The following is a 22,907-nucleotide window of genomic DNA, read 5'->3' on the forward strand; positions in this document are numbered from 1 at the left end:
TATAAGAAATCCAGATACAAAGTACAATGGAGTTACATTCAATTATGGTTGAAAAAGTTAACTAATAAGAAACTACTAAGTGAATTGAAACAGGGACAGAGAGACGTAAAAATGTCTCTCTGTCCCTGTTCAGAAGACTTTAGACAAGATCAGTCGCTGTCTTTTTCATAGCTTAGAATATCGCCGTTGGCAGCATCGATATCGTAGTTATATTCCGTTCTGCCGACATGGAACTCGACTTCATATTCCGCTCTCCCGTCGTCATGATCCAGCTTGACAGATAAACGGGTGACTTGATCCTCCGATAATCCCGCGTGGGCGAGTGCAATGGACTTTGCTTGGGAATCACCGATATAATTGTCGGTAGATGAGGGGGAATAGTATTCCGCATCGTAATCATATGACAAAATGTCTCCGTTAGAAGCATCGATTTCATAATCGTATTCTGTATTTCCCTGATAGAACTCCACGTCATACTCTGCTCTGCCGTTGTCATAATCCAGCTTCACACGGACAAACGTCACATCCGATTCTGACGACAGTCCCGCATGATTTAAAGCGATTTCCTTGGCTTTGTCTTCGCCGATATAGCTGCCTGTATTCGGGTCCGATGGCAGTCCAGAAGAAGAGGAGTAGTATTCTGCATCGAAGTCAGAGGAAAGGATATCCCCAGTGGAAGCGTCGATCTCATAGTCATATTCTTTGCCTCCAGCGAAAAATTCCACATCGTATTCCGCTCGGCCGTCGTCATAGTCTTGTTTCACATAGAGGAAAGAGGTATCCTCTTCAGCGACGCCGGCATGAGTAAGTGCAATCTGTTTTGCTTCCTCTTCGGTGATATAAGATGTGGACGTACGGGATGTATTTTCGGACATGGAAACGTTGGTAGTTGCTGTGGAAACTTGATTGGATGCTGTGGGATTGGTTTCAGCAGTCGTATCGCATCCAGCCAAAAGGGAAAGACTGAGGACGGTTGCAGTCACAAGAACAAATACTTTCTTACTTTTCATGATGGTATCCTCCATTCTGTTTCTCGAAGGGTTTGCTTTGTTGTGACTTTATGATACAGCTTGAAAGATTAAGCCTTCATTAAACGACGAAAAATTTTTGATGAGTTTTATGCAGGAAGTGAAAAGGTAAATTTACTGCCTTGTCCCAGCGTGCTCTGGACAAAAATCGAACCACCGTGAGCCTCTACTATATATTTGACCATGGGCAATCCCAAGCCCATTCCTTCCTCCGATGTGCTGCGCGCAGTATCAACTTGATAAAAACGTTCCCAAACCTTTTCAAGGTCTTGGGAGGCGATTCCAATTCCGTCGTCTAAAATCTCCCCAAGGATAGTTTCCTTCGTGCGATGGAGTTTTATCCATAAGTGACCGCCTGTTTTGCCGTATTTGACGCCATTTTCCATCAGGTTTAACAGCATTCGCATCAGCATAGTCTCATCGCCGCGCAATAACAGATTCGGCTCAATATCCGTGACAACCGAGATGTTTTTTTCATTTGCCTTTTCCTCAACCTGGTCTGCCACCATCTCACATAACTCACTTAAGTTGATCAATTCAATGTGCAGTTTGGTTTGCGATTGATCCGCTCGGGCGAGAGTGAGAAGCTGCGAAATCAAAGAGGACATCCGTCTTGCTTGTTCCAGAACCGTGGCTAACGCACTTTTTGCTTCCTCTAACGTTTGAGCATTTTCCAAGGCGAATTCACACTGGGAAATGACGACCGCTGTAGGGGTACGTAGTTCATGAGAGGCGTCGGAAGTAAACTGTTTTTCTCGCTCAAAGGACTCTTGGAGTCGATCAAACATATGATCAAAAGCGGCTGCTAAGGTATAAATTTCGTCTTTGCCGTCCCCGATGGAGATGCGACGGCTTAAATCTCTGTCATTGCTGATTTGCTCTGCAGTTTTGGTGATCTGCCTGACCGGACGAAAGGCCCTGTTGATGAGAAAATATCCTCCGGCGGCGGCAAGGAGAACAAGAATAGGCAATGCAACAATGGCCAACTTCAACATAGCGTCAAAGGCGTTTCCAGAGCCTGCAGAGGACATGATGCCGCGTACCCAAACGGTCTCGTAACTTTCCGGGACATTGTAGAGCATATCGTATACATACCAGTTTGATTTGTTATTCTGAAGGGTTTGTATTTGATGGTCCAATAGGGATGTCTCCCTTGGAAAATGAGAGGGAAGATGGCCATACAAAAGGGTACCCGATTGATCGTAAATCGAGAGATAAACGCCGTCTTGGAAGTAGTCCAGATCGTCGTCGATTTCCAGTTCGCCATCGTCGTATTCGATGTCTTTTACGCTGTCCGTTACGACGCTGATTAGGGCGTTCTGAGAACCGCTGGCCACAACTAAATCACCTACTGAGAACAAGTAAATTAATACAAAAGCCGTTAAAAGAGTCATCAGCAACGTGAACCACAGTGTAATGCGCAGTTTAATGGATAGTCGCTTCATTCCTCCACCCTCAATACATAACCAGCTCCTCTTACAGTATGAATCAGTTTTATGGGATGGCCGTCATCTATTTTCTTTCTCAGATAACGAATGTACACATCCACAACATTAGATCCTCCTTCGTAGTCGTAGTTCCAGATGTGATGGCTAATGCGTTCCCGGGAGAGAACGGTACCACTTTGACGGATCAAGCATTCTAATACGGCAAACTCTTTGCTGGCTAAGGTGATAGGGATACCTGCACGTTTTACTGTTCTAGCATCGCAGTCCACAGTCAAATCGCCGACGGTAAAGACGTTGGTGACGCCTTTTGAATTCCGCCGGATCATAACACGTATGCGGGCCAATAATTCGTCAAAAGCGAAAGGTTTAACCAGATAATCGTCAGCACCGATGTCCAAACCGGTTACTCTATCTTCAATGCTATCCCTGGCGGTGAGTAGCAAAACGGGTGTACGATCTCCTTTTGCACGTAGCTGCTTTAGGATTTCCAACCCGCTGGTTCCGGGGAGCATGATGTCCAAAATAACAGCGTCATAGGCGGCACAACGTAGATAATCAATTGCATCGTCGCCGTTTAGACAGAAATCAACGCTGTAGTGTTCCAATTTAAGCTTCTGCACGATTAAACGGTTAAGATCTTTTTCATCTTCCACAACAAGAATCCTCATGGTGTCATCCTCCGTTTCCGCTGTAGTATTACAGTATAACCCATCTCTCATTAAGACCAGATGAAGACTTTAACATTATTTTATCAACAATACTCTCCTTTTTCAACGGTCCAAAGGATAACCTTCCATATGAGAGAATAAAAAGAAAAGACAACAGATTCCGTAGGAAATCTGTTGTCTTTTTCTAGCATACAAATCTTTTAACGATGACCCTATCAGAAATCAATCTTGTTTTCCGATGGGGTATCGAGAATCATAGATTGGATAGAGAAGAGAGAATACTCTCTTTTAATTGAATGAGAGGTGCCATTGTATCATCATTTGGAGATGACTTAATGGTAACGACAGGATCGAGTATCTGCATTCCTTTCATCTCACTTAATAATGCCTTCATCTGGTTGGCACTGGCAGGCGCCCATGAGCCATTTTGGATCAAAGCGACTGTCCGATTTTGCAGATTCAATGCCTTCATATCGTGTAAGAAGTTGAGCATGGCCGGATAAATTCCATTGTTATACGTGGGAGAAGCCAGCACCAAATGACTGCATCGAAATACTTCAGAGATCAACGTGGAGACATGGGTGCTGGAGACATCGTAAACAGATATATTTTTCACACCGGCCTCCACGAGGCCCGAGGCCAGAAGATCCACAGCATTTTCCGTGTCCCCATACATAGAACCGTAAAAAATAGCCACGGTATGCTCTTCCGGTTGGTATCGGCTCCAATGATCGTATTTGTCCAAGAGATATCCCAAATCATTGCGCCAGACTAGACCATGTAACGGACAGATCATACGGATATCCAGGCCAGACAATTTTTTCAATGCCGACTGTACCTGCGGCCCGTATTTGCCCACGATATTTCCGTAATAACGCCGTGCATCCGATAACCAGTCCCGATCAAAGTCCACTTCATCGTTAAACAGCGCTCCATTTAAGGCGCCAAAACTACCAAAAGCATCGGCCGAAAAGAGAAGCTTTTCACTTTCCTCATAGGTAACCATGACCTCCGGCCAATGCACCATTGGGGCAAAATAGAAACGCAATGTGTGTTGGCCGAGGGAGAGGGTATCGCCTTCCTGAACGGTGATGGTATGTCCCTCTAGATCCATGTTATAGAACTGCCGGATAAAAGTAAATGTCTTGGTATTTCCGACAATCTTTAGATCCGGAAAACGCAGCATGAGATCAGCGATATTGGCGCAATGATCCGGCTCCATGTGATTGACAACCAGATAGTCCAATGTCCTGCCGTTTAAGACGGAGAGAACGTTCTCCACAAATTGGCGGGAAATAGAGGAATCCACCGTATCAATCAGTGCAGTTTTCTCATCCATAATCAGATAGGAGTTGTAGGCGACACCACGAGGGAGGGGGAAGAGATTCTCAAACAGTGCCAGACGACGGTCACATCCGCCTACCCAGCTGATAGAATCGGTTATTTTTCTGGTACAATGCATCGTACCATTCTCCTTTCCTAATAGGGGATATTATTTGGATCCTTGATTCTTAACAGCTTGCATTTTGGCTTTCACCAGCTGTTCATCACCGAGATAACGATGGTTCACAGCTTGCAGCTGGTCGTTTAATTCATAAACAAGCGGTACTCCGGTGGGAATATTCAGATCAAGAATTTGTTCTGCAGAAAGTCCATCCAAATACATAACCAAGGCTCGGAGAGAATTTCCGTGGGCGGCGATCAGCACCTTTTTGCCCGATTGGATATCCTTCCGGATGCATTGCTCATAATAGGGGATGACTCTTGCCACTGTATCCTTTAGACTCTCAGCCAGAGGGAGTTCAGAGGAAGGTACTGATTGATACATAGGCTGTAAAGCGGGATTGCGGGAATCATTTTGATCCAGCAGAGGGGGACAGACATCAAAAGAACGGCGCCATATTTTCACCTGTTCTTCGCCGTATTTAGCGGCTGTTTCCGATTTATTCAGTCCCTGCAACGCCCCGTAATGACGCTCGTTGAGTTTCCATGTTTTGATCATGGGGATCCATTCCTCATCGAGACCTTGCAATACATAGTTGGCCGTATGGATAGCCCGCTTTAAGTAAGAGGTATAGCAAACATCAAAATGGAATCCTGCATCCTTTAAAAGAATACTTCCCTGATTTGCTTCGTTTATTCCATTTTCAGAAAGATCCACATCGGTCCAGCCGGTAAAGAGGTTTTCTTTATTCCAAAGACTTTCACCGTGCCGAATCATTACCAATTGATAGCTCATATGCATGCTCCTTTTACAAGATAGATTGACCCTTTTCAGCATTCTAGAAGGGACTTCTGTATGCAAAAAGGGAAGAGGCAAAAACTTAGTTAGTCATAACTAACTACAAAAGAAGCATACATCTTTTCTGGGAAAAGATCAAGTGCTGTGGCATAAAACAGACGTATTTTAACATTAATTTTAATATGCTTACAAAGAGTGGTTGTTTTTTTGCAGGAGATGTATTATAATACTTTTAAGTTAGCTTAAGCTAACAATAGAAATGGGACAAAGGGGGAGAGCAAATGCAACCTATTTTGTGGGCGTCCATTGGAACGGGTTTTACGTTTTTGATGACGACATTGGGCGCAGCCATGGTATTTTTCTTTTGGAAAGCGGTCAACGCCAAAATCCAACGGATTTTTTTAGGATTTGCAGCAGGGGTTATGATCGCAGCATCGGTATGGAGCCTCCTAATCCCAGCCATTGAAGAAGCCGAATCCACAGGAGGGATCGGATGGATCCCGGCAGCAGGTGGATTTGTCCTCGGCATCGCCTTTCTCATGTTGATGGATGTACTGCTTCCGCACTTGCATTTGGATGCCAATAAGCCGGAAGGCCTAAAATCCTCTTGGAAAAGAACAACCTTATTGGTGCTGGCTGTAACGCTGCACAACATTCCAGAAGGGATGGCGGTAGGGTTATCCTTTGCATTAGCGGCGCAGCATGGTGGGGATTCTGCGACCTTATCGGCAGCGATGGCGCTCGCTTTAGGCATTGGTATTCAAAATTTCCCCGAAGGAGCTGCCATTTCTCTTCCGCTTCGGCAGGAAGGGATCTCCCCAAAAAGAGCTTTTCTTTATGGTAGTATGTCGGGCATTGTAGAACCGATCTTTGGAATCTTGGTGGTGCTGATAGCGGGATCCATTCAGCCTTTGATGCCGTGGCTATTATCGTTTGCCGCCGGTGCCATGATGTATGTGGTAGTCGAGGAGCTTATCCCGGAGGCTCATTTGGGAGAACACTCCAATGTGGGGACTCTTGGTGTGATGTCAGGTTTTCTAATTATGATGATTTTGGACGTTGCGCTGGGATAAAGATGTCAAAAAAACGAAAGGAGAGCCAATTTTATTGGTTCTCCTTTCGTTTGTATAGATATTAAAACAGCATCCGGCTGACTTCTACCTGATGGTTATATCTTTGAATGTATTCGGTTTGACGATGAAGATCATCCGCCGTGTGGATGAAGTCATTTTGCTGATGAAGCTGCATCTGCAGGGGGACGGGCAAGGATAAAAAATAACTTCGAGAACTTCGGCTTTTTTGAATCAGAGAATGCAGATTTTTATAGGGCATTTAGGTCACCTCAAAGTTATTATTTGAACGCCCTATTGAAATATACTTAAACGATAGGATCAATAAAAATTGTGTTCAAAACGACTTGTTTTAGACATTTAACTGTGTTAAAATAAAAATTAGATAAGAGATATAGTTAATTTGTATAGAAACGAGTGCATTTCTTATCGCCAATGGATTGAGAGGAGGACCTAGCATGAGTTTTCGCATAGTTACCATCAGCCGAGAGTTCGGCAGTGGAGGACACAGAATTGGAAAGATGGTGGCCGAAAAATTGGGCATCCAATATTATGATAACGAATTGGTAACCAAGATTGCAGAAAAAAGTGGATTTGCCCAGTCCTTTATTCAAGAACACGGAGAGGAGACCAATGCTACAAACAGTCTGCTGTTCAGTTTGAGCAACTGGGGAACGTATTATAATTATACCGTTTCAGATCAGCTCTATTTTGCCCAGCGCAGGGTGATTGAAGAATTGGCAAACAAGGCGCCTTGTGTAATTGTGGGCCGATGTGCAGACTATATCTTGCGGGAACGCACCGACTGTCTTAATGTATTCATTCACGCCAACATGGATTTTAAAAGAAAGCGTATTATAGAGCTTTATGGGGAAAAGGGTACCAACTTGGATAAGAAGATTCTTGAAAAAGATAAGAGGAGAAAAGCCTATTACAAGTATTATACCAATCAAAGCTGGGGAGAGGCTTTAAATTATCATCTGTGTTTAGACAGCGGCATTATTGGTCTGGAAAAATGCGCCGATGTAATTGCCCAGCTCATGGGTTAAAGCGACCAATTGACAGTTGCTTGAGTCAATAAAGGTGGTTGACTTTATTTGGCAAACTACATATAATAAATTCATAAAAAGCGGTGCGTCATAAAAAGTGGCGTACCGCTCTTTTTTACTAGATAAAATCAATCAGGGAGGACATCGATGTGAGACAAGCGGTATTAGCAGTGCATTTGGGGGTCAATTGTCCTGATGCGGAAAAGGCGATGGATTCGATAGACAAAGTCATCAAAGAGGCTGCACCAGGGGTAGATTTTTTTCGGGTGTTGGCCAATGCCTCATCGGTAGGAAAGGCTTTTCTTTTGGGACTGGATGAAACATTTTGCCGTTTGGAAAAAGAAGGATACACACACATTGCTGTACAATCTACCTATCTATTGGATGGTGTCAAATACCGCGAAATTAAGGCGTGCGTGGATAAATGGAAACCGAGATTCACGCAGTTGCTTTTGGCTGATCCGCTGCTTTCAAGCACGGGCGATTTAAGATATCTTGCCGAAGGGCTGAATAATATGTATCCAAACAAAGAAGGCGAGACATTGGTGATGGTCGGCCACGGGACAGACTGTTTTTCCAATGTGGTATATCCTGCCTTGCAGGGGATCTTTCACACTATGGGCCGGGATGATATTGTGATCGGCACAATAGAGGGTTGGCCTGATTTTAAGAATGTGATAAAATGGTTGTCGTGCATTCCAAGCACAGATTTGCACTTGGTTCCCTTGATGATGACGGCGGGAAAGCATGCCTGCCGCGACATTGCAGGGGAAAAGGACAGCTGGAAATCCAAGTTGGAACAAGCTGAGTACCAGGTGCGTTGTACCATAAAGGGGCTTGGCGGAACACCGATAATACAGCAATTGATGGTACGGCATCTCACAGAGGTTATGGGACAATTAAAATGTATGGAAAGAAGATAACAAGGAGGGGTATCCTTTGCGCGGTTTTCGAATTGTTGCAGTAATGTTGATTGCGTTGGCTTTCTTCACAGGATGTACAGTAGAGGATGGGGGACAATCATCTGTCCAGCCGCAAAACTCCAGCGTCTCACAGGATGAAAACTCCGCTTCCCAGCCGGTGACCTTCACCGATGCTCTGGGATACGAGGTGACGGTAAACAGTTGGAGCCGAGTGGTTTCTCTTTACGGAAGTTTCGGGGAGACATGGGTTTTGGCAGGAGGACAGCTTACCGGTACGACAAATGATGCTGTTAAAGAACGAAATCTGGACTTAGGAGACGATGTTGCTATTGTAGGCACAGTCCAGCAGCCTAATTTAGAAGAGATCTTGGCTTTAAATCCGGATTTCCTCATCTTATCTGCCGATACTGCCGAACATGTCGACCTACATCAAGCACTAAACGATGCAGGCATTGTCCATGCTTATTATCGAGTGGATGAATTCTCGCAGTACTTAGATATGCTGGAACAATTCTGTTCCATGACCGGGCGTCAAGACCTTTACGAAAAGAATGGCCTGGAGATACAAAAGCAAATCGACGCCACACTCAAAGCAGTGGAAGGACAACCTCATCCATCGGCACTGTTGATTCGAGCCTTCTCCAGCGGTGCTAAAGCGAAAGGGGAGGACAATCTAGCAGGCGTTATGTTGCGCGACTTAGGGGCGGACAATCTGGTTTCTCAGTACGAGAGCCTATTGGAAGATGTGAGTGTTGAAGAGATCATCGCTGCTGATCCGGATTTTATTTTTGTAGTTACAATGGGTTCCAGCGAGGAAAAGGCCCTGGCCTATATGGAGGACCATTTGGAAAGCAATCCGGCTTGGGCGGGACTCTCAGCAGTGAAAAACGGACGTTATATTGTCTTGCCCAAGGATCTCTTCCACTATAAACCAAATGCCCTCTGGGGGGAAAGTTATGCCTATCTTGCGAAGATCTTATATCCGGATCTTGCCGCCGAAATCCAGTAAAGGAAAATGGGCGATGCTGGGAATCCTGGTGGTTTTACTCTGTGCAGCGATTTTAGCCAGTATCCGTTGTGGAAGTCAAAATTATACGATGGGACAAATTATCTCCTCCCTGAAGGCGGGCGATCAAGGAGATACTGTTTGGCGAGTGGTGATGCATGTGCGTCTTCCTCGGACATTGGCCTGTCTTTTGGCTGGATGTGCATTGGCTGTGGCAGGTGTATTGATCCAGTCGGTCCTTAACAATGCCATGGCGAGTCCCAGCGTCATCGGAGTCAATGCAGGGGCAGGATTTTTTGCCTTGTTAGCGGCCATTGTATTTCCAGAAGTAGCCGGCCTTGTATCAGCGGCTTCTTTTTTGGGTGCTCTGCTGGCCACTCTTTTGATCTACGCCTTGGCCTCAAGAGCTGGTCTTTCCAGAACAACGCTGGTTTTAGCGGGCATTGCCGTCAGCAGCATGCTGACAGCGGGCATTAATACCATCACCCTTCTGTATCCTGATGCAGTAATCGGCGCGACAGGGTTCATGTTAGGCGGATTTTCTGGGGTGACGTTTTCCGCTATTCAGGGAGCGATTGTATATCTTCTGATCGGTCTTGTGATGGCAGCACTTTTGGCCACTGATCTTAATGTTTTGCAGTTGGGGGAGGAGAGCGCAGCCAGTCTGGGACTCCACATCGGACGCACCCGGTTTTTAGCCATTGTGGCAGCAGCCTTGTTGGCAGGAGCGGCCGTCAGTTTTGCGGGACTTCTGGGTTTTGTTGGACTTCTGATTCCTCACGCAGCCCGACGTCTGATTGGAAATGACAATGTTTGGCTTTTACCGGCTTCAGCCCTGTTGGGTGGCGTATTCGTAATTTTCTGTGACCTGCTGGCAAGGATGCTGTTTGCACCCTTTGAACTGCCTGTGGGTATTGTGATGTCCCTTTTGGGAGGACCTTTTTTCTTATTCCTGCTCCTGCGGCATAAAAGGAGTCGTGTTTATGGTTGAATTTTGCCATGTGACAGCCGGGTACGGAGGAGAGCCCATTTTAAAAGATCTGTGTTTTTCCATTCCTGAGGGCAAGATTACCTCTTTAGTGGGTCCAAATGGATGTGGGAAGACTACGTTATTGCGTGCCGCAGCCAGACAGCTTCCATCGGTAAAAGGGGAGATTTTTCTCAGACATCGTCCCCTTGAAAGCTATGAACGCAAGGAGTTTGCACGTACTGCAGCTTTTTTGCCGCAGATGAGAAACGTACCCTCTATTACTGTGGAACGGTTGGTTTCCCATGGCCGTTTTCCATATCTGGGACTTTCCCGGAAAATGAGGTCTCAAGATCGCCAGGCGGTGCAGAAGGCGATGGAATCCACCGGAGTCTCCCAGTGGGCCTTGAGAGAACTGACAGAGTTGTCCGGAGGTCAACGGCAAAGGGTGTATATCGCCATGGTCTTAGCCCAGGATCCGGATATTATCTTTTTGGATGAACCGACGACCTATTTGGATTTAAAGCATCAATTTGAACTTTTAGAGCTTTTACAAAAGCTCAATCAGGAAGGAAAAACCATTGTCATGGTGTTGCATGACTTATCCCATGCCCTGCGGTATAGCCATAAGATTGTATTGCTGGAAGAAGGACGGCTTGTAGCTGACGATACCCCAGAGGCTTTGTTTTATCAGAAGCAGTTGGATCGCGTTTTTCAAGTCTGTACCCATCAGGCAGAAGAGGCTTATTACTTCACGCCGCAAAAAGACTAATCTGTGTTTTCAGCACAGGTTGGTCTTTTTTTGTGGGATAGGGGAAGCAATCATAAAATTTCTTTGTTGAAACTCTACTATTTTAAGATACGTAAATATGGTAAAAACCCAGAAACTCTTTCGATAGAGAAGAATATGATTGACAAATTTTGCGACATTTTGTAAAATAATAAGCAATGAAAATGCGGTATAGAAAGAAGAAAGGGCGATGATATGGCGGAAATAATTGACGATGCGAAAAGAATGCTGTGTGTTGTAGAAATGACCGATGAACTTCCGGCTCTTAGGGCTAAATTGGGGCTATCCCAGGAGGAGATAGCCGATAAATTAGGGATGTCTAGGCAGACATATAATGCAATTGAGTGCAAAAAAAGAGCTATGGGATGGAATACCTGTTTATCGATGGTCACATTTTTCTACCACAATCCCAAAACAGCCGTTATGCTGAAAAACAGCGGGCATATTATGGAATTGGTAAATGAGGTGCTGACGTAATATTACGCAGGTTGATTTCAGGAGGGTGTGAGTTTTATGGCAGAACTTATCGGATTAGGGCTCATCATTTTAGGAATTTATTTATTTGTAGAATACGCATTGCCTTTTGTGGCTGCCGGAGCGGGAATTGTAGCTGTAATTATCACATGCATTGCGCTTCTGATGGGACTGTTTACAGCCCTTAAGAATTACATAAAGGCCATCAAACAAGAGGTCCATCTTCTGCATTGGACTTGGGAAAAAGGTGATGAACCGGCTATACGGAGTTATTTTTTCGGTCCAGGGTACGTTCAGCTCGGCAGGACGATAAAGACTGCATTCCGATTCAATGCCGACTCCGGGAGAAAAGTAAACGCCACAGCTGCCAAGTTTAAAAGAACGGGAGGCATATTGGGGGCATGCAAAACGGTCGGAGCATGGATTTATCAGCTGGTGTCTTACATCATTATCTTTTTGGTGGGGAGCGTCTTATGTGTGGTATTCAGCCTGATCCACGGTTCGATTACTACAGTGTTTATGCTTTTGACCTATGTGCTTTTCTCGGTGACATGGCTGGTGGACCGGCTTTACCTTGTTAAAAACAAGATTCGTTCAGATTGTCCCAACTGCCACAGTCATTTTCTGATTCCCCACTTTATGTGTCCCAAATGCGGTGAGGTTCATAAGAAGTTGGTACCCGGCCCCTATGGCATCTGGAAACACACATGTACCTGCGGGCAGAAACTACCTGCGACTTTTTTTAACGGACGTTCTAAATTAGAAGCCTTTTGTCCAGACTGTAGCGCATCCCTAGTGGCCTCTAACGCCCGCCCCATAGTATTTCAGCTGGTAGGCGGCAGCAAAGCGGGGAAAACGGTGTTTATGGCGGCCTTTTTTCACAATTATCTGGAGAAACTTTCAACGAAAAAATCCATTCAAGTCACCATAGCGGAACAATACCGTCCCTATTTTCAAGAGCTGGAACAATGGTATCAGGGCATCGACTGTCCAGCTACCGCGCAGCTTAATTCACAGATGTACCCATTGCTTGTGGACAGCGACTTAGGAGTACGCCGTCAGTTTTCCATTTATGACATCGCTGGGGAGATGTTCGACGGCTTTACCGCCGACAGTCAGGTTCAACAGCAACAGTTCCACTATTGCGATGGCCTTATTTTCTTAATCGATCCCTTCAGCAGCGGAGACCTTAGAAACGGTCGGATAGAAGACGGCGGAGACCTTTCGGACTTCAGCGATATGGCGGCGGAAGATGTAGCCACTAATTTTATCAATTACTTAATCCGGACGGGTCATGCCAAAGCCAATACCCGCTGTAACATTCCTATCGCCGTGGTGATCGCTAAAGCGGATATCAAAGAGGTAAAACGTGTGATTGGACCGGCTAAGATCCAGAGTATCCTGCGGAAAAATCCTGAGAAGTATCAGTCGGTACAGCAGGTCAGAGATGAAGAATGCCGCAATTTCTTGTTGGATATCGGCTTGTCGGCTACAGTGGAAAGCTTGGAGACACAGTTTAGCAATCTGCATTATTTTCCAGCCAGTGCCATGGGACATACACCGGATGGTTCAGAATATGAGCCATGGGGTGTAATGGATGCAGTAGAATGGATGCTCCCTTTGGCGGATAAAAACTTTGCGGACCTTGTTGGCGAACCGATTGATACAGCGGTATAAAAGGAGGAATGTAATACTATGGCAATGGACAAAAAATTGAAAAAAGATATGATGCATGCGTCCAGCGGAAACGATGTACCGGATAAAGATGCTAGTCCCGATCCTATCTTTTGCGAAAAAGAAGAGGAAGTGATACCAAATCCAGACGGACAATCTTTTGATCCGATGCCCCCGATGCCTTCCTTTGCGCAGGGGCCGGGATGGGATCAGACAAAAGTCAAGGACGCTCCGGCAGAGGACAATGCATTCATGGACGAACTGTCTTCTATGCTGCAAGACGTTCAGAACCAGATCTACAGGGTCAATCAGAGTGTAGAAGACCTGAACCAGCGGCTTTTAAAGCAGGATCAAAGCCTGAGCCAGAGCATAGATGAAATACAACGCAGCCTGCAGAGCAGGACAAAGATGCAAACGGAAAAAGAGACGATTTCACCCGAACAACTTCAATCTTTTGGAGCGATGCTCCAGGCAGTTGCAGAGAAGCAGGACCGCAACGATCGCCAGATCGCACAGACTTTGCGGGAAAACGCTAATTTTCAAATTCAAGTTCGTCAAGGTATGCAGCACGATCTGGATGAATTAAAAGCTCAAAGCAATGGAGAACAGTTTAATCCCATTTTAAAAGAGATTGCTACTCTGTATGTAGAATACCACAGTTTGCTGGAAGAGCAACTGGAATCCCGTGTATCCAAAAATCTGATGGCTATGTTTGAACAGATGGCCGATCTTTTAGCCGACTACGAGGCTGAGGTGTGTAGAACTCCTGTGGGGGAAGTGCGCCAGACTAGGATATGTAAAGTTGTCAAGAAGATCCCAACTGGAGATAAAAAGCTACATAATACCGTAGCAAATAGCCGTAAACCAGGGGTTGTACGTGGAAGAACGGTTTTATACCCTGAATTTGTGGATGTTTATGTGTATGACTCCGCATTGGAGCCGATCGAAGCACAAGACAATGAACCTGAGGAAACGTTTCCTGTTGTGCCGGAGCCGGTGATATCGGAATCTCAGCAAGAGGAAGATTGTTAAATTACATGTTTATTATTACAATAGTGTTGTGAAAGGAGATTATTTATATTATGAGTACACATGGTATTGACCTTGGAACGACTTACTGCTGCATTTCTACCTTGGATCGAAATGGAAATCCGGAGGTTATCCGCAATCAGATTGATGCAAGCGATACATTGGCATCGGCAGTATTTTTTGAAAGTGCGGACAATGTCATCATCGGCAATAGTGCAAAAGACATGGTGGAGACTGATGGGGATCGCGTGGTTCAGTTTGTGAAACGAGAGATCGGAAAACCAGATGCTCCGGTCCGTGAATTTGACGGGAAAACCTATACACCTGTAGAAATCAGCACCCTGATTTTAAAGCGTCTCAAACAGATGGTGGAAGAGCAGGGCGGTACCGTAGATGATGTAGTCATTACCTGTCCGGCTTATTTCGGCCTGGAGGAGAGAAATGCCACCCGTAAAGCTGGTGAAGCTGCCGGCATGAACGTATTAAACCTCATCAACGAACCAACTGCAGCGGCGCTGAGTTATTGTGCCAGACAGTTCCAGGAGGAACGCACGATCTTAGTCTACGATCTGGGCGGCGGTACTTTTGACGTCACCATTGTCAAGATGTCGCTGGTGACCAATGAGGAAGGCAATGAAGTGCAAAAGATCAAAGTCATCACCACCGGCGGCAACGACTTGTTGGGCGGTAAAGATTGGGATGACGCTTTGTTCAATTATATTATGCAGGCTTGCTGCGACGAGAACGGACTTACCCCGGATGAAATTGATGTGGAAACAAAACAAATCATCCGAAGCAGGGTGGAGACTACGAAAAAGCGTTTGAGCGACAGCGATACCGCTAAAGTCAAAATCAATGTCAATGGTTCCATGACTAATGTCCAGATTACACGCCAGGAGTTTGAAAATTTGACCTCCGATAAAGTGGCCCAGACCATGAACTATGTGGAAGAGACTCTCCAGAAAGCGGGTAATCCTGACATCGATACCGTACTTTTGGTAGGAGGTTCCACCTTCATGCCCATGATCCGGACGGCGGTGGAAGCACGGTTCCCGGGCAAAGTCCAGATTGAAGATCCCGACCGTGCTGTGGCGAAAGGCGCAGCTATCTATGCCAGCATGCTGGTGGAAGAGATCCAGGAAAAGGAACAGCAAGCAGGAACTACGGGAGGACAAGGCGGTCAAGAGGAACCCGGAAGTTCTTCCGCCGGCGTAGGCAGCGGAATCACGACCTCAGCTCCAACCGGCATTATTGAGGATCAAACCCCTCGTTCTTTTGGCCCCGGCGTCTTAAATGAAAATATGGACTACATTGTGGACAACATCATAAAGATGGGGGATGTTATGCCGGCATCGGCTGTCAAGACCTATTTTACAGCAGCCGACAACATGGAAAAAATTGTGCTGCGAGTGTTTGAAAACATGTGTATTCTGGATTCACTCACTCCCTGCGTCAACAATTTGGGGGAGGAACAGCCTACCGATCCGGCTCACAATGTGAAGCTATTGGGTACTCTAGAGATGCTTTTACCTCCCAACACGGCAAAAGGCTCTCCCATTGAGGTGAATTTCCAGGTGGATGCCATTGGTGTATATGTCAAAGCAGTCAATTTATCCACCGGAGAGACAGTGGAAACCACATTGCGGATGGATTCCGATATTGATATGGCGAACAGTGCCGTCAATCAGTTGAGCGTATCCGGCGAATAAACCAGTATAAGCTGGGAAAAGTGCTGCTGATTTTTGAGCACATCTTTTGGATACGGTAGAACCTAGTTGCTGGATGGATTTGGCTGTAAAACGAAAGGGTGCGCTCTGATAAGTCCCAGATCAGGCGCACCCTTTTTGTGATATTTTGTGCAAAGGGAGCCCGTACAGCTTTTTTTGCAGTTGGGAGGGAAACCACATTGGGAATCAAGATAGGAATTGATTTGGGCACCACCTTTTCTGCTGTGGCTATGATAGACAAACAAAAGGGGATACCAGTTATTATCCCGAACTCCATGGGCGAACGCATTACTCCATCGGTCATCCAGTTTACTGAGGATGGAGATATCATCGTAGGAGCTGAGGCGAAAGAGGCGTTTGAGGCAGGAGAATCGGGCTGCACTTCGGTATTCAAACGCAGCATGGGAAAGAACGATACGTACTGTACCTTTTATGGAAAGAGCTATACGGCGGAAGATTTGTCGGCCATTCTCTTGAAGCACCTGAAAGAGGAGGCAGAAAAGGTCACTGGTCAGAAAGTGGAAGAAGCGGTGGTAACGGTCCCCGCTTATTTTTACCATAAAGAACGCCAAGCCACGATCAATGCGGCCAAAAAAGCCGGTCTCAAAATCCGGCAGATTATCAACGAACCTACGGCAGCTGCCATGAACTACGGCGTTAATCACTGGAGAGAAAATGCGCGTGTTCTTGTGTATGATTTAGGCGGAGGAACTTTTGACGTCACATTGGTGCAGATGAAAAAAGACGGACAAATGGAGTCGCTGCAAACCACAGGAGACCATACCCTGGGCGGCAAGGACTGGGATGCACGTATTTGCGCATTGCTGGAGGCCAGGGTAGCGTCGGATACAGGTGTTTTAACCAGCGAATATCCTCAAGTGAGACAGGTCATCAGTCAAATGGCGGAAAGCGTTAAAAAACAATTGACTTCACGAAATACCGCTTCTGCGCGCATCAATCTGCCGGGATACGGATGGTATGGAACCTCTGTAACATTGGAAGAGTTTGACCAAAGCACTACCGACTTAATCCAGAGGACGGGTGCATTGTGCGAAAATTTACTCAAGGGGCTGGGCATCGGATGGCAAGATATCACTGATATCCTGCTGGTAGGCGGATCGACACGGATGCGCCAGGTATCCACATATCTCAAAAGCGTGAGCGGACACACCCCATTGTCCCAAGTCAATCCCGATGAAGCCGTAGCGTTGGGTGCGGCGATTCAAGTGCATTTGCCGCTTCCGGAATACAGCGTATTGACCATGGCTCCTCAGGAGATGGAAAATAAAAAGAAAACAGGATTTCGTCTGTTTTCTTCCAAGAAGCCGTCTGAACCTTCCTCCAAGCCATCTCCGCAGCATCCTCTTCCTAGAACGGTAGGGAAAGAGACCACACTGGAAAACGCTTTGTGCATGAACCATGTGGATGTTGTAGCCCATGCCATGGGAATTATTGCCGTCAATGCGGAGGGAACGTATTATATTAACAAGACCATTGTACCGGCCAATCAGAAGATCCCTGTAAAATGTGCGCGGGCATTTCATTATTATACATCTTCCACAGAAGAAAACGAATTGGAAATTTACGTTTTGCAGGGGGAAAAAGCGCCGCTGGAATGCCAGATCATCGGTAAGTATGTGGTGTCTGGCATCCATCATGACAGAGCACACAACCCCACCTTGATCCGCATCCAGTATAGCTATGATGTTAACGGCATGGTTCATGTACAGGCCCGCCAAGAGAAGGATCGTTTTGATTTACCCATTCGCGAGGAGCCTGTACCAGACGATATGAGCAAATACGGACGTCCCATTGATCCAAGTGAGATGGCTCCCGTAATGGAACCGCTTTCCTTGGTGATGGCGGTGGATGTATCCGGAAGCATGTCGGGCAAGCCGATTCAAGACGCTTTAGACGCTATGTGCCATTTTGTGGATCAGTTTGACGATTACCCCGGAGATGTCCAAATTGGAATTATCGCAGTATCGGATCGATCCAAGATTGTTCAGAATCTGACCAGCGATTTAAAAAGATGCAAAAGTTCGATCCGGTCCATCAGAAGCTGCATGACGGGAGTATGCAACGACGGCCATCCCTTTGACGATATCAGCCGGATGCTTTCCCGATGCGATAGTAAAAATATGGCCATTGTCCTGGCCGACGGCGTATGGTCATACCAGAATCGGGCCATCCGAGCAGCGAAATCTTGCCATCAGCAGGGCATTGATATTACAGGTATCGGGTTCGGGTCGGCTGATAAACAGTTTCTTCGGGATATTAGCTCTGGAGATGTCAAATCCATGTTGGTCAACCAAAGTGAACTGACAAAAAGTTTTGGTAAAATCGCGCAGGAGATCGGCGGCGGGTCGGGAGGCAAACGAGGAAAAGCCGGTTCAGAGACGCAGGTTGACACTTGGGAAGCGGTGGATGAGTGTTGAGATTGCGCAGTTGTGTGTCGATCGGAGAGAAAGGGCAGGCAGATTTTCTAGAAAGGAAGTAGGGCATGGAACGAAAAAATTATTTTGAAATGTTAGGTCTGGATTTTGATCCACCTGAACGAAATGAACGCAAGATGCAGCTGGCCCTCGATAACTGGAAAAAGCGGATGGAAGATATGCTTGCCAATGAGACCATTGCCACAAGAAGAACCGCTATTTCGGATGAACTAAGTCAATACAATGCCATTTCTGACTTGTTAAAAGATACCAAATTACGAAATCAAGAGGCAAGGGCCTTAAAGGAACAGCGTATCCAACAGTTGGAGAAGCTGATTGATATTTTATTGATGGGCCAGTCCGGGACGATGGAGGTTACCGGTGCACAAATACGCAACGTTTCTTTAAAACTCAAATTGTCCATTAAAACGGTGGAGGAGATCTACAAGAAGAAAGGCTTTGAAATCCAAAAACGAAATGCTACCATAAGCTTGAATGAAGCATTTCTCTCCACTGTTATTTTTAATAATATCTGTGATAAATTAGATCAATTGCGGAAGATGACTATCCCCCAGTATCCTTGGACGTCCAACGTGACGGATCTGTATGATCTGGCTTGTTTTCTCAGCGGAGGAGGGGAGGAAGACCGCACTAGTTTTCACCGGAAGCGGACGGCGGAGTTGCACGGCATTATGGATAGCTGGTCGGCTCGTCTAGCCAGTGATATGAGTGCTCAAGGACATCTGCTTGCGGATCTTTTTACCGCAGGCACAAGCCAGGTATTTGATTCGGAGGCAAACCGGAAAAAGTACGATCAATCTCTGGAGCGAAATAAATTAAAAGAATTTTTTGCTCTGTTAAAAAGTGCGCCGGAGGACTTTAAACGGGACCGATATTTCGCCGATACCTGTATTGGAACCATTCAAAAAAGTTTTCCGGATTATAACTTAGCTCTGGCTCTCTATAATCAAGAGGCCGGCATTGCACAAGATCCTTATGAACCGATCGAGGCTCTGATCCATGTCAGCTGCGGCGTGTGTCATACACCTGCCCAGTTCCGCACCCACGAAGAAGCGGAAAAGGCTCGATGCGCGGCCTGTGGCGCTTCACTTTATACCCAATGCCCAAAATGTGGGCGAAAGGTTCCAACGTCAGCTGATCGATGCTTATGCAATTTCCAACTCTCTGAGATGCAGTTTTTTGAGGATTATTTGAAAGCCGCTCAGTTTGCTTTAAAAGAGATGGATCTGTCTGAAGCGAGAAGACAGCTTTCCCTTGCGGAGAATGCCTATCCTGGACATCCCAAACTAGCATCGCTTCAGAAACAAGTCAAAGAGGAAAGCGATCGTTACCAAAAGCCTTTGGACGAATTACAAGCTCTTATTGCAGGGAATCTATTTTCCCAAGCCCAAAAGAAGCTTCATTTGATTGCATCCACTATGCCGCAGCTCAGGTTAGATACGCAACGAAAACTGATCCAGGAGAAGTTGGAGGAGGCAAAAAGACGAATGCCTTTGCCATCGATTTCTCCAGCCGATGCGGCAAATCGATGTATGGAAGTTCTCCGCATTGTCAAGGATTATCAGCCTGCATTGGATCAATTGAGATCTTATCCGCCAAGGATGCCGCAGAATCTGCAGGCTGCTACACAAAATACTTCAAAACTGATATGCATTCTAAGCTGGACTGCTGCCGGTGACAGCGGCGTGACCTATCAGGTAGTACGCAAGAAGAATGGCATTCCTAGCCAGTATTCAGATGGAGAGATCTTAGCGAAGGATCTCAATGCACTGGAATACAGAGATGAATCCATTCAACCGGGTGTCAGTTATGGATATGGTGTATTTGCCTGCCGATATGGTGTATATTCTCCTGCCGCTACCTGTGAAGTAGTAAACTACAGTGAACTGGACGAAAGCAAATTGGAAGCGGTATCGGAAAACGGAAGATGTTGTTTTAGATGGTCTTTGCCGACAAATTGCCAAGGAGTTCGGATCCTGCGGGCACAAAATGCTATACCGGGAGAAGCGCCAGGCCGGGATGCCACGGTGGTGGTGAGCGGCGCTTCGACAAATTTTGAAGATTGCAATGTACAAAACAATGTCCGGTACGGTTACCGTTTGCAGTGTATTTATCCCTACCAGAATGGATTCCGGTTCAGCCGTGGCATTACAACGATGCTGATGCCGGAAGCCGCTCCTGTAGCTGTACAAAATGTAACCATTCAGATGAGGGGAAAGACTGCCACTGTCTCATGGAAAAATGTGGAGAATGTCCGGCGTATGATTCTCATCCGAGAAGTCAAAAATTCGGTCTCAAGGGATCAGATCGGCAAACTGTTTCATATGTCAGATCTGTTATCCGTACTGGGGAGAGGCAAAGCATTTGCCAGCGCAACCAATACCGATGGTTCCTGTCAGTTTGAGTTGCCTCCTCATACGTCTTGCAATTTGGCTATCGTATCGGCCTCCAGTTCCAAAGGCGTAATTTCGGATATTATCCGCGTATCCAGCGTGGAAAAATGCGAAATCAACCGGTCGGAAACTAGGATTGAAAACAATATGCTTAAAATTGTTTTGCAAAAACTCCCCATGTATTTGGAAGCAATCCATTACATAGCCGCCGTCAAGACAGGGCCTTCCATCCCGTGGGCGGCGCAAGAGGATGCCAAAGAGAGAAATCTTCTAATGATTTCAAGATCCAACTATGAAAAAGACGGTATGATTGTGGTAAATCGCCTTCCGGAAGAGAACTTATATATTTCTGTTATTGGCCAGTACAAAATGCCCAATGGAACGGTGGTTTATTCTGAACCATCCCGTATTAAGCTGAGCAATAAACCAAAAGAAAAGATTTCTTATCATCTGGAGTGGGCTTCAGCCGGGTTCTTTTCCAGCAGGAAGAAACCTAAAAATTGTAAGTTGATTGTCCAAAGCGATGCCCCGGAGATACCACAGATGAAATTGGTGTATCGTTCGGACGGCCACATTCCTATGAAGTTACAAGATCCAAAGACCGTTGTGCTGCACTTGATACCGGAATCAGAGAATGGACTTTCAAATGGGAAATATGTTTATTCATTTCCCGATTCTACTTGGGAAAGCATTGATCCTAAGACGGAAATCCGCCTGATGATTTCGGATAACGATAGGGCGGAATATGAGGTTGTTTGCAGCGACTTATCCAGTCTGAAGGTACCGCAATCTTAAAGAAAATTGTTGTTATTAAAATGGAGGTGCTAAAATCGTGGCAATATTACATTCGAATGTATTGTGTCCGTACTGCTTATCGGAGCTGCGGGATAAGGATGTAAAGTTTGTGTGCCCTATGTGCGGGACAGAGGTTGTTCCATCTAAAATGGATGTCATGCTAAAAAAGATCCCGAAGTGTAAAAACGCCGGCTGTCACAACACTTTGGCCAGCGATAGAACTTGTAGTCATTGCAACGCCAGCTTACCGCCGGATATCTTGGACTATTCCAAGTATCTGCGCTTCAGTATCTTGGGAATCACAGGGGCAGGCAAAACCAATTTTCTCACCGCTATGCTTCATGAGCTTCGTCATACGTCGGGATCACCTTTGGTAATAGCCCCTATGGACAACAATACCAGTACAATCTTTCAGGATAATGTGAGAGCCATGTACGATCAACGTCAACCGGTTCCCGCCACACCTCCTGGAACACCGCCCCAGCCTCAGCAGTGGCGTATCCGTGACCGCAGTAAAATGTCCGATAAAAAGATCGCATCTTATTCCATGACCATTTTTGACGGCGCTGGAGAAGATTGTGAAAATATCAATCCAGTCATCAGCCGCTATATTTCCCAATCCAAGGTTTTGGTCGTGCTGATTGATCCGCTGGCGTTACCGGGGGTCTGCAACTCGATCTCACCGGATGTCCTGCGGTGGTCCACTACCGCCCAGCATGACATGGACGCTTCGGCCAACATGGTGGACGGTATTGCCGATTACATCCGTCAAAGTTGTGGACTCCGCCCGGGTGCATTGATTGACCGGGACGTGGCAGTGGTGTTTACAAAGATGGATGCAGTAAAAGATAGTTTTGGAAGCGCTACCGTCACACAGCCCAGTCCCCATCTCAACCGGAAGGGATTCGTCAAAGCCGACAGCGATGCTGTGGATGCTGAAATCAAAGACTGGCTGGAGGCCCAAGGAGAATCCACTTTCTTAGCAGCCATCGACACCAATTTTCGCCAAGGACGAGTGCGATTTTTTGGCGTGTCCAGTTTTGGCCAGCCGCCGACCGGTGACAACCAGTTGAGCAAGATAATACCGCATCGAGTGTTGGATCCGCTGATGTGGATGCTATCCAAAGAGGGCATTATTCCCGTCTTATCGTAACGGTACACGCTATTT

At 46.2% G+C, this 22,907-nt stretch carries 18 protein-coding genes; 13 read left to right on the forward strand and 5 right to left on the reverse strand.

From position 1 onward, the window contains the following. Window positions 1-149: 149 nt before the first annotated feature. The 5 genes from C12CBH8_RS05105 to gpmA all read right to left on the reverse strand — a co-directional run bounded on the left by C12CBH8_RS05105 (window position 150) and on the right by gpmA (window position 5,383). Complete coding sequence (locus C12CBH8_RS05105) at window positions 150-1,010, reverse strand: PepSY domain-containing protein (protein ID WP_215533689.1); 861 nt, start codon at window positions 1,008-1,010, stop codon at window positions 150-152. 107 nt (window positions 1,011-1,117) lie between these two features. Next, window positions 1,118-2,473, reverse strand: a complete 1,356-nt coding sequence (locus C12CBH8_RS05110) for a sensor histidine kinase (RefSeq protein ID WP_215533690.1) — start codon at window positions 2,471-2,473, stop codon at window positions 1,118-1,120. Continuing rightward, entirely contained in the window at window positions 2,470-3,144 is a 675-nt protein-coding gene (locus C12CBH8_RS05115) for a response regulator transcription factor (protein WP_215533691.1), read from the reverse strand. Before C12CBH8_RS05115 ends, C12CBH8_RS05110 begins: the two co-directional genes overlap by 4 nt. Window positions 3,145-3,397: 253 nt before the next feature. Next, complete coding sequence (locus C12CBH8_RS05120) at window positions 3,398-4,606, reverse strand: FprA family A-type flavoprotein (RefSeq protein ID WP_215533692.1); 1,209 nt, start codon at window positions 4,604-4,606, stop codon at window positions 3,398-3,400. A gap of 30 nt (window positions 4,607-4,636) precedes the next feature. After that, entirely contained in the window at window positions 4,637-5,383 is a 747-nt protein-coding gene (gene gpmA / locus C12CBH8_RS05125) for a 2,3-diphosphoglycerate-dependent phosphoglycerate mutase (protein ID WP_215533693.1), read from the reverse strand. 284 nt (window positions 5,384-5,667) lie between these two features. Here gpmA and C12CBH8_RS05130 point away from each other — a divergent pair, with 284 nt between their 5' ends. The 13 genes from C12CBH8_RS05130 (at window position 5,668) to C12CBH8_RS05190 (ending at window position 22,892) form a co-directional block, all read left to right on the forward strand. Continuing rightward, on the forward strand, window positions 5,668-6,459 hold the full coding sequence (locus tag C12CBH8_RS05130) for a ZIP family metal transporter (protein WP_099321904.1): 792 nt from the start codon (window positions 5,668-5,670) through the stop codon (window positions 6,457-6,459). 455 nt (window positions 6,460-6,914) lie between these two features. Further along, window positions 6,915-7,505, forward strand: coding sequence for a cytidylate kinase-like family protein (locus C12CBH8_RS05135; protein WP_090263404.1), 591 nt, complete (start codon window positions 6,915-6,917; stop codon window positions 7,503-7,505). Between the two features lie 149 nt (window positions 7,506-7,654). Then, window positions 7,655-8,428 (forward strand): sirohydrochlorin cobaltochelatase, encoded by a 774-nt coding sequence (locus C12CBH8_RS05140; protein WP_171846194.1) that lies wholly within the window; start codon window positions 7,655-7,657, stop codon window positions 8,426-8,428. 16 nt (window positions 8,429-8,444) lie between these two features. Further along, window positions 8,445-9,437 (forward strand): ABC transporter substrate-binding protein, encoded by a 993-nt coding sequence (locus tag C12CBH8_RS05145; RefSeq protein WP_246441759.1) that lies wholly within the window; start codon window positions 8,445-8,447, stop codon window positions 9,435-9,437. Then, window positions 9,385-10,425 (forward strand): FecCD family ABC transporter permease, encoded by a 1,041-nt coding sequence (locus C12CBH8_RS05150; protein ID WP_246441760.1) that lies wholly within the window; start codon window positions 9,385-9,387, stop codon window positions 10,423-10,425. The genes C12CBH8_RS05145 and C12CBH8_RS05150 overlap by 53 nt, the downstream gene beginning before the upstream one ends. After that, window positions 10,418-11,173: an ABC transporter ATP-binding protein gene (locus C12CBH8_RS05155; protein WP_090263398.1), complete on the forward strand. Its 756-nt coding sequence runs from the start codon at window positions 10,418-10,420 to the stop codon at window positions 11,171-11,173. Before C12CBH8_RS05150 ends, C12CBH8_RS05155 begins: the two co-directional genes overlap by 8 nt. 213 nt (window positions 11,174-11,386) lie before the next feature. Continuing rightward, window positions 11,387-11,668: a helix-turn-helix transcriptional regulator gene (locus C12CBH8_RS05160; protein ID WP_090263397.1), complete on the forward strand. Its 282-nt coding sequence runs from the start codon at window positions 11,387-11,389 to the stop codon at window positions 11,666-11,668. Window positions 11,669-11,704: 36 nt separating this feature from the next. Next, window positions 11,705-13,342: a TRAFAC clade GTPase domain-containing protein gene (locus tag C12CBH8_RS05165; protein WP_215533694.1), complete on the forward strand. Its 1,638-nt coding sequence runs from the start codon at window positions 11,705-11,707 to the stop codon at window positions 13,340-13,342. An 18-nt stretch (window positions 13,343-13,360) separates the two neighbouring features. Then, window positions 13,361-14,371, forward strand: a complete 1,011-nt coding sequence (locus C12CBH8_RS05170) for a hypothetical protein (RefSeq protein WP_215533695.1) — start codon at window positions 13,361-13,363, stop codon at window positions 14,369-14,371. Between the two features lie 50 nt (window positions 14,372-14,421). Beyond that, complete coding sequence (locus tag C12CBH8_RS05175) at window positions 14,422-16,077, forward strand: Hsp70 family protein (RefSeq protein ID WP_090263392.1); 1,656 nt, start codon at window positions 14,422-14,424, stop codon at window positions 16,075-16,077. 197 nt (window positions 16,078-16,274) lie between these two features. Further along, complete coding sequence (locus tag C12CBH8_RS05180; RefSeq protein ID WP_215533696.1) at window positions 16,275-18,533, forward strand: Hsp70 family protein; 2,259 nt, start codon at window positions 16,275-16,277, stop codon at window positions 18,531-18,533. 65 nt (window positions 18,534-18,598) lie between these two features. Continuing rightward, window positions 18,599-21,739, forward strand: coding sequence for a hypothetical protein (locus C12CBH8_RS05185; protein ID WP_215533697.1), 3,141 nt, complete (start codon window positions 18,599-18,601; stop codon window positions 21,737-21,739). A gap of 37 nt (window positions 21,740-21,776) precedes the next feature. Next, a complete protein-coding gene (locus C12CBH8_RS05190) occupies window positions 21,777-22,892 on the forward strand; it encodes an ATP-binding protein (RefSeq protein ID WP_215533698.1) in 1,116 nt (371 codons plus the stop codon). The last annotated feature ends 15 nt before the right edge of the window (window positions 22,893-22,907 follow it).

Origin of the sequence: Solibaculum mannosilyticum, from assembly GCF_015140235.1 — a bacterium.
Classification (GTDB): Bacteria; Bacillota; Clostridia; order Oscillospirales; family Acutalibacteraceae; genus Solibaculum; species Solibaculum mannosilyticum.

Bases quoted from the DNA above. Each gene is read 5' to 3' on its own strand.
- C12CBH8_RS05160 (WP_090263397.1), top strand. From the start codon at position 11,387: ATGGCGGAAATAATTGACGATGCGAAAAGAATGCTGTGTGTTGTAGAA.
- C12CBH8_RS05155 (WP_090263398.1), top strand. From the start codon at position 10,418: ATGGTTGAATTTTGCCATGTGACAGCCGGGTACGGAGGAGAGCCCATT.
- C12CBH8_RS05110 (WP_215533690.1), bottom strand. From the start codon at position 2,473: ATGAAGCGACTATCCATTAAACTGCGCATTACACTGTGGTTCACGTTG.
- C12CBH8_RS05115 (WP_215533691.1), bottom strand. From the start codon at position 3,144: ATGAGGATTCTTGTTGTGGAAGATGAAAAAGATCTTAACCGTTTAATC.
- C12CBH8_RS05170 (WP_215533695.1), top strand. From the start codon at position 13,361: ATGGCAATGGACAAAAAATTGAAAAAAGATATGATGCATGCGTCCAGC.
- gpmA (WP_215533693.1), bottom strand. From the start codon at position 5,383: ATGAGCTATCAATTGGTAATGATTCGGCACGGTGAAAGTCTTTGGAAT.
- C12CBH8_RS05130 (WP_099321904.1), top strand. From the start codon at position 5,668: ATGCAACCTATTTTGTGGGCGTCCATTGGAACGGGTTTTACGTTTTTG.
- C12CBH8_RS05120 (WP_215533692.1), bottom strand. From the start codon at position 4,606: ATGCATTGTACCAGAAAAATAACCGATTCTATCAGCTGGGTAGGCGGA.
- C12CBH8_RS05135 (WP_090263404.1), top strand. From the start codon at position 6,915: ATGAGTTTTCGCATAGTTACCATCAGCCGAGAGTTCGGCAGTGGAGGA.
- C12CBH8_RS05165 (WP_215533694.1), top strand. From the start codon at position 11,705: ATGGCAGAACTTATCGGATTAGGGCTCATCATTTTAGGAATTTATTTA.
- C12CBH8_RS05105 (WP_215533689.1), bottom strand. From the start codon at position 1,010: ATGAAAAGTAAGAAAGTATTTGTTCTTGTGACTGCAACCGTCCTCAGT.
- C12CBH8_RS05175 (WP_090263392.1), top strand. From the start codon at position 14,422: ATGAGTACACATGGTATTGACCTTGGAACGACTTACTGCTGCATTTCT.
- C12CBH8_RS05185 (WP_215533697.1), top strand. From the start codon at position 18,599: ATGGAACGAAAAAATTATTTTGAAATGTTAGGTCTGGATTTTGATCCA.
- C12CBH8_RS05150 (WP_246441760.1), top strand. From the start codon at position 9,385: ATGCCTATCTTGCGAAGATCTTATATCCGGATCTTGCCGCCGAAATCC.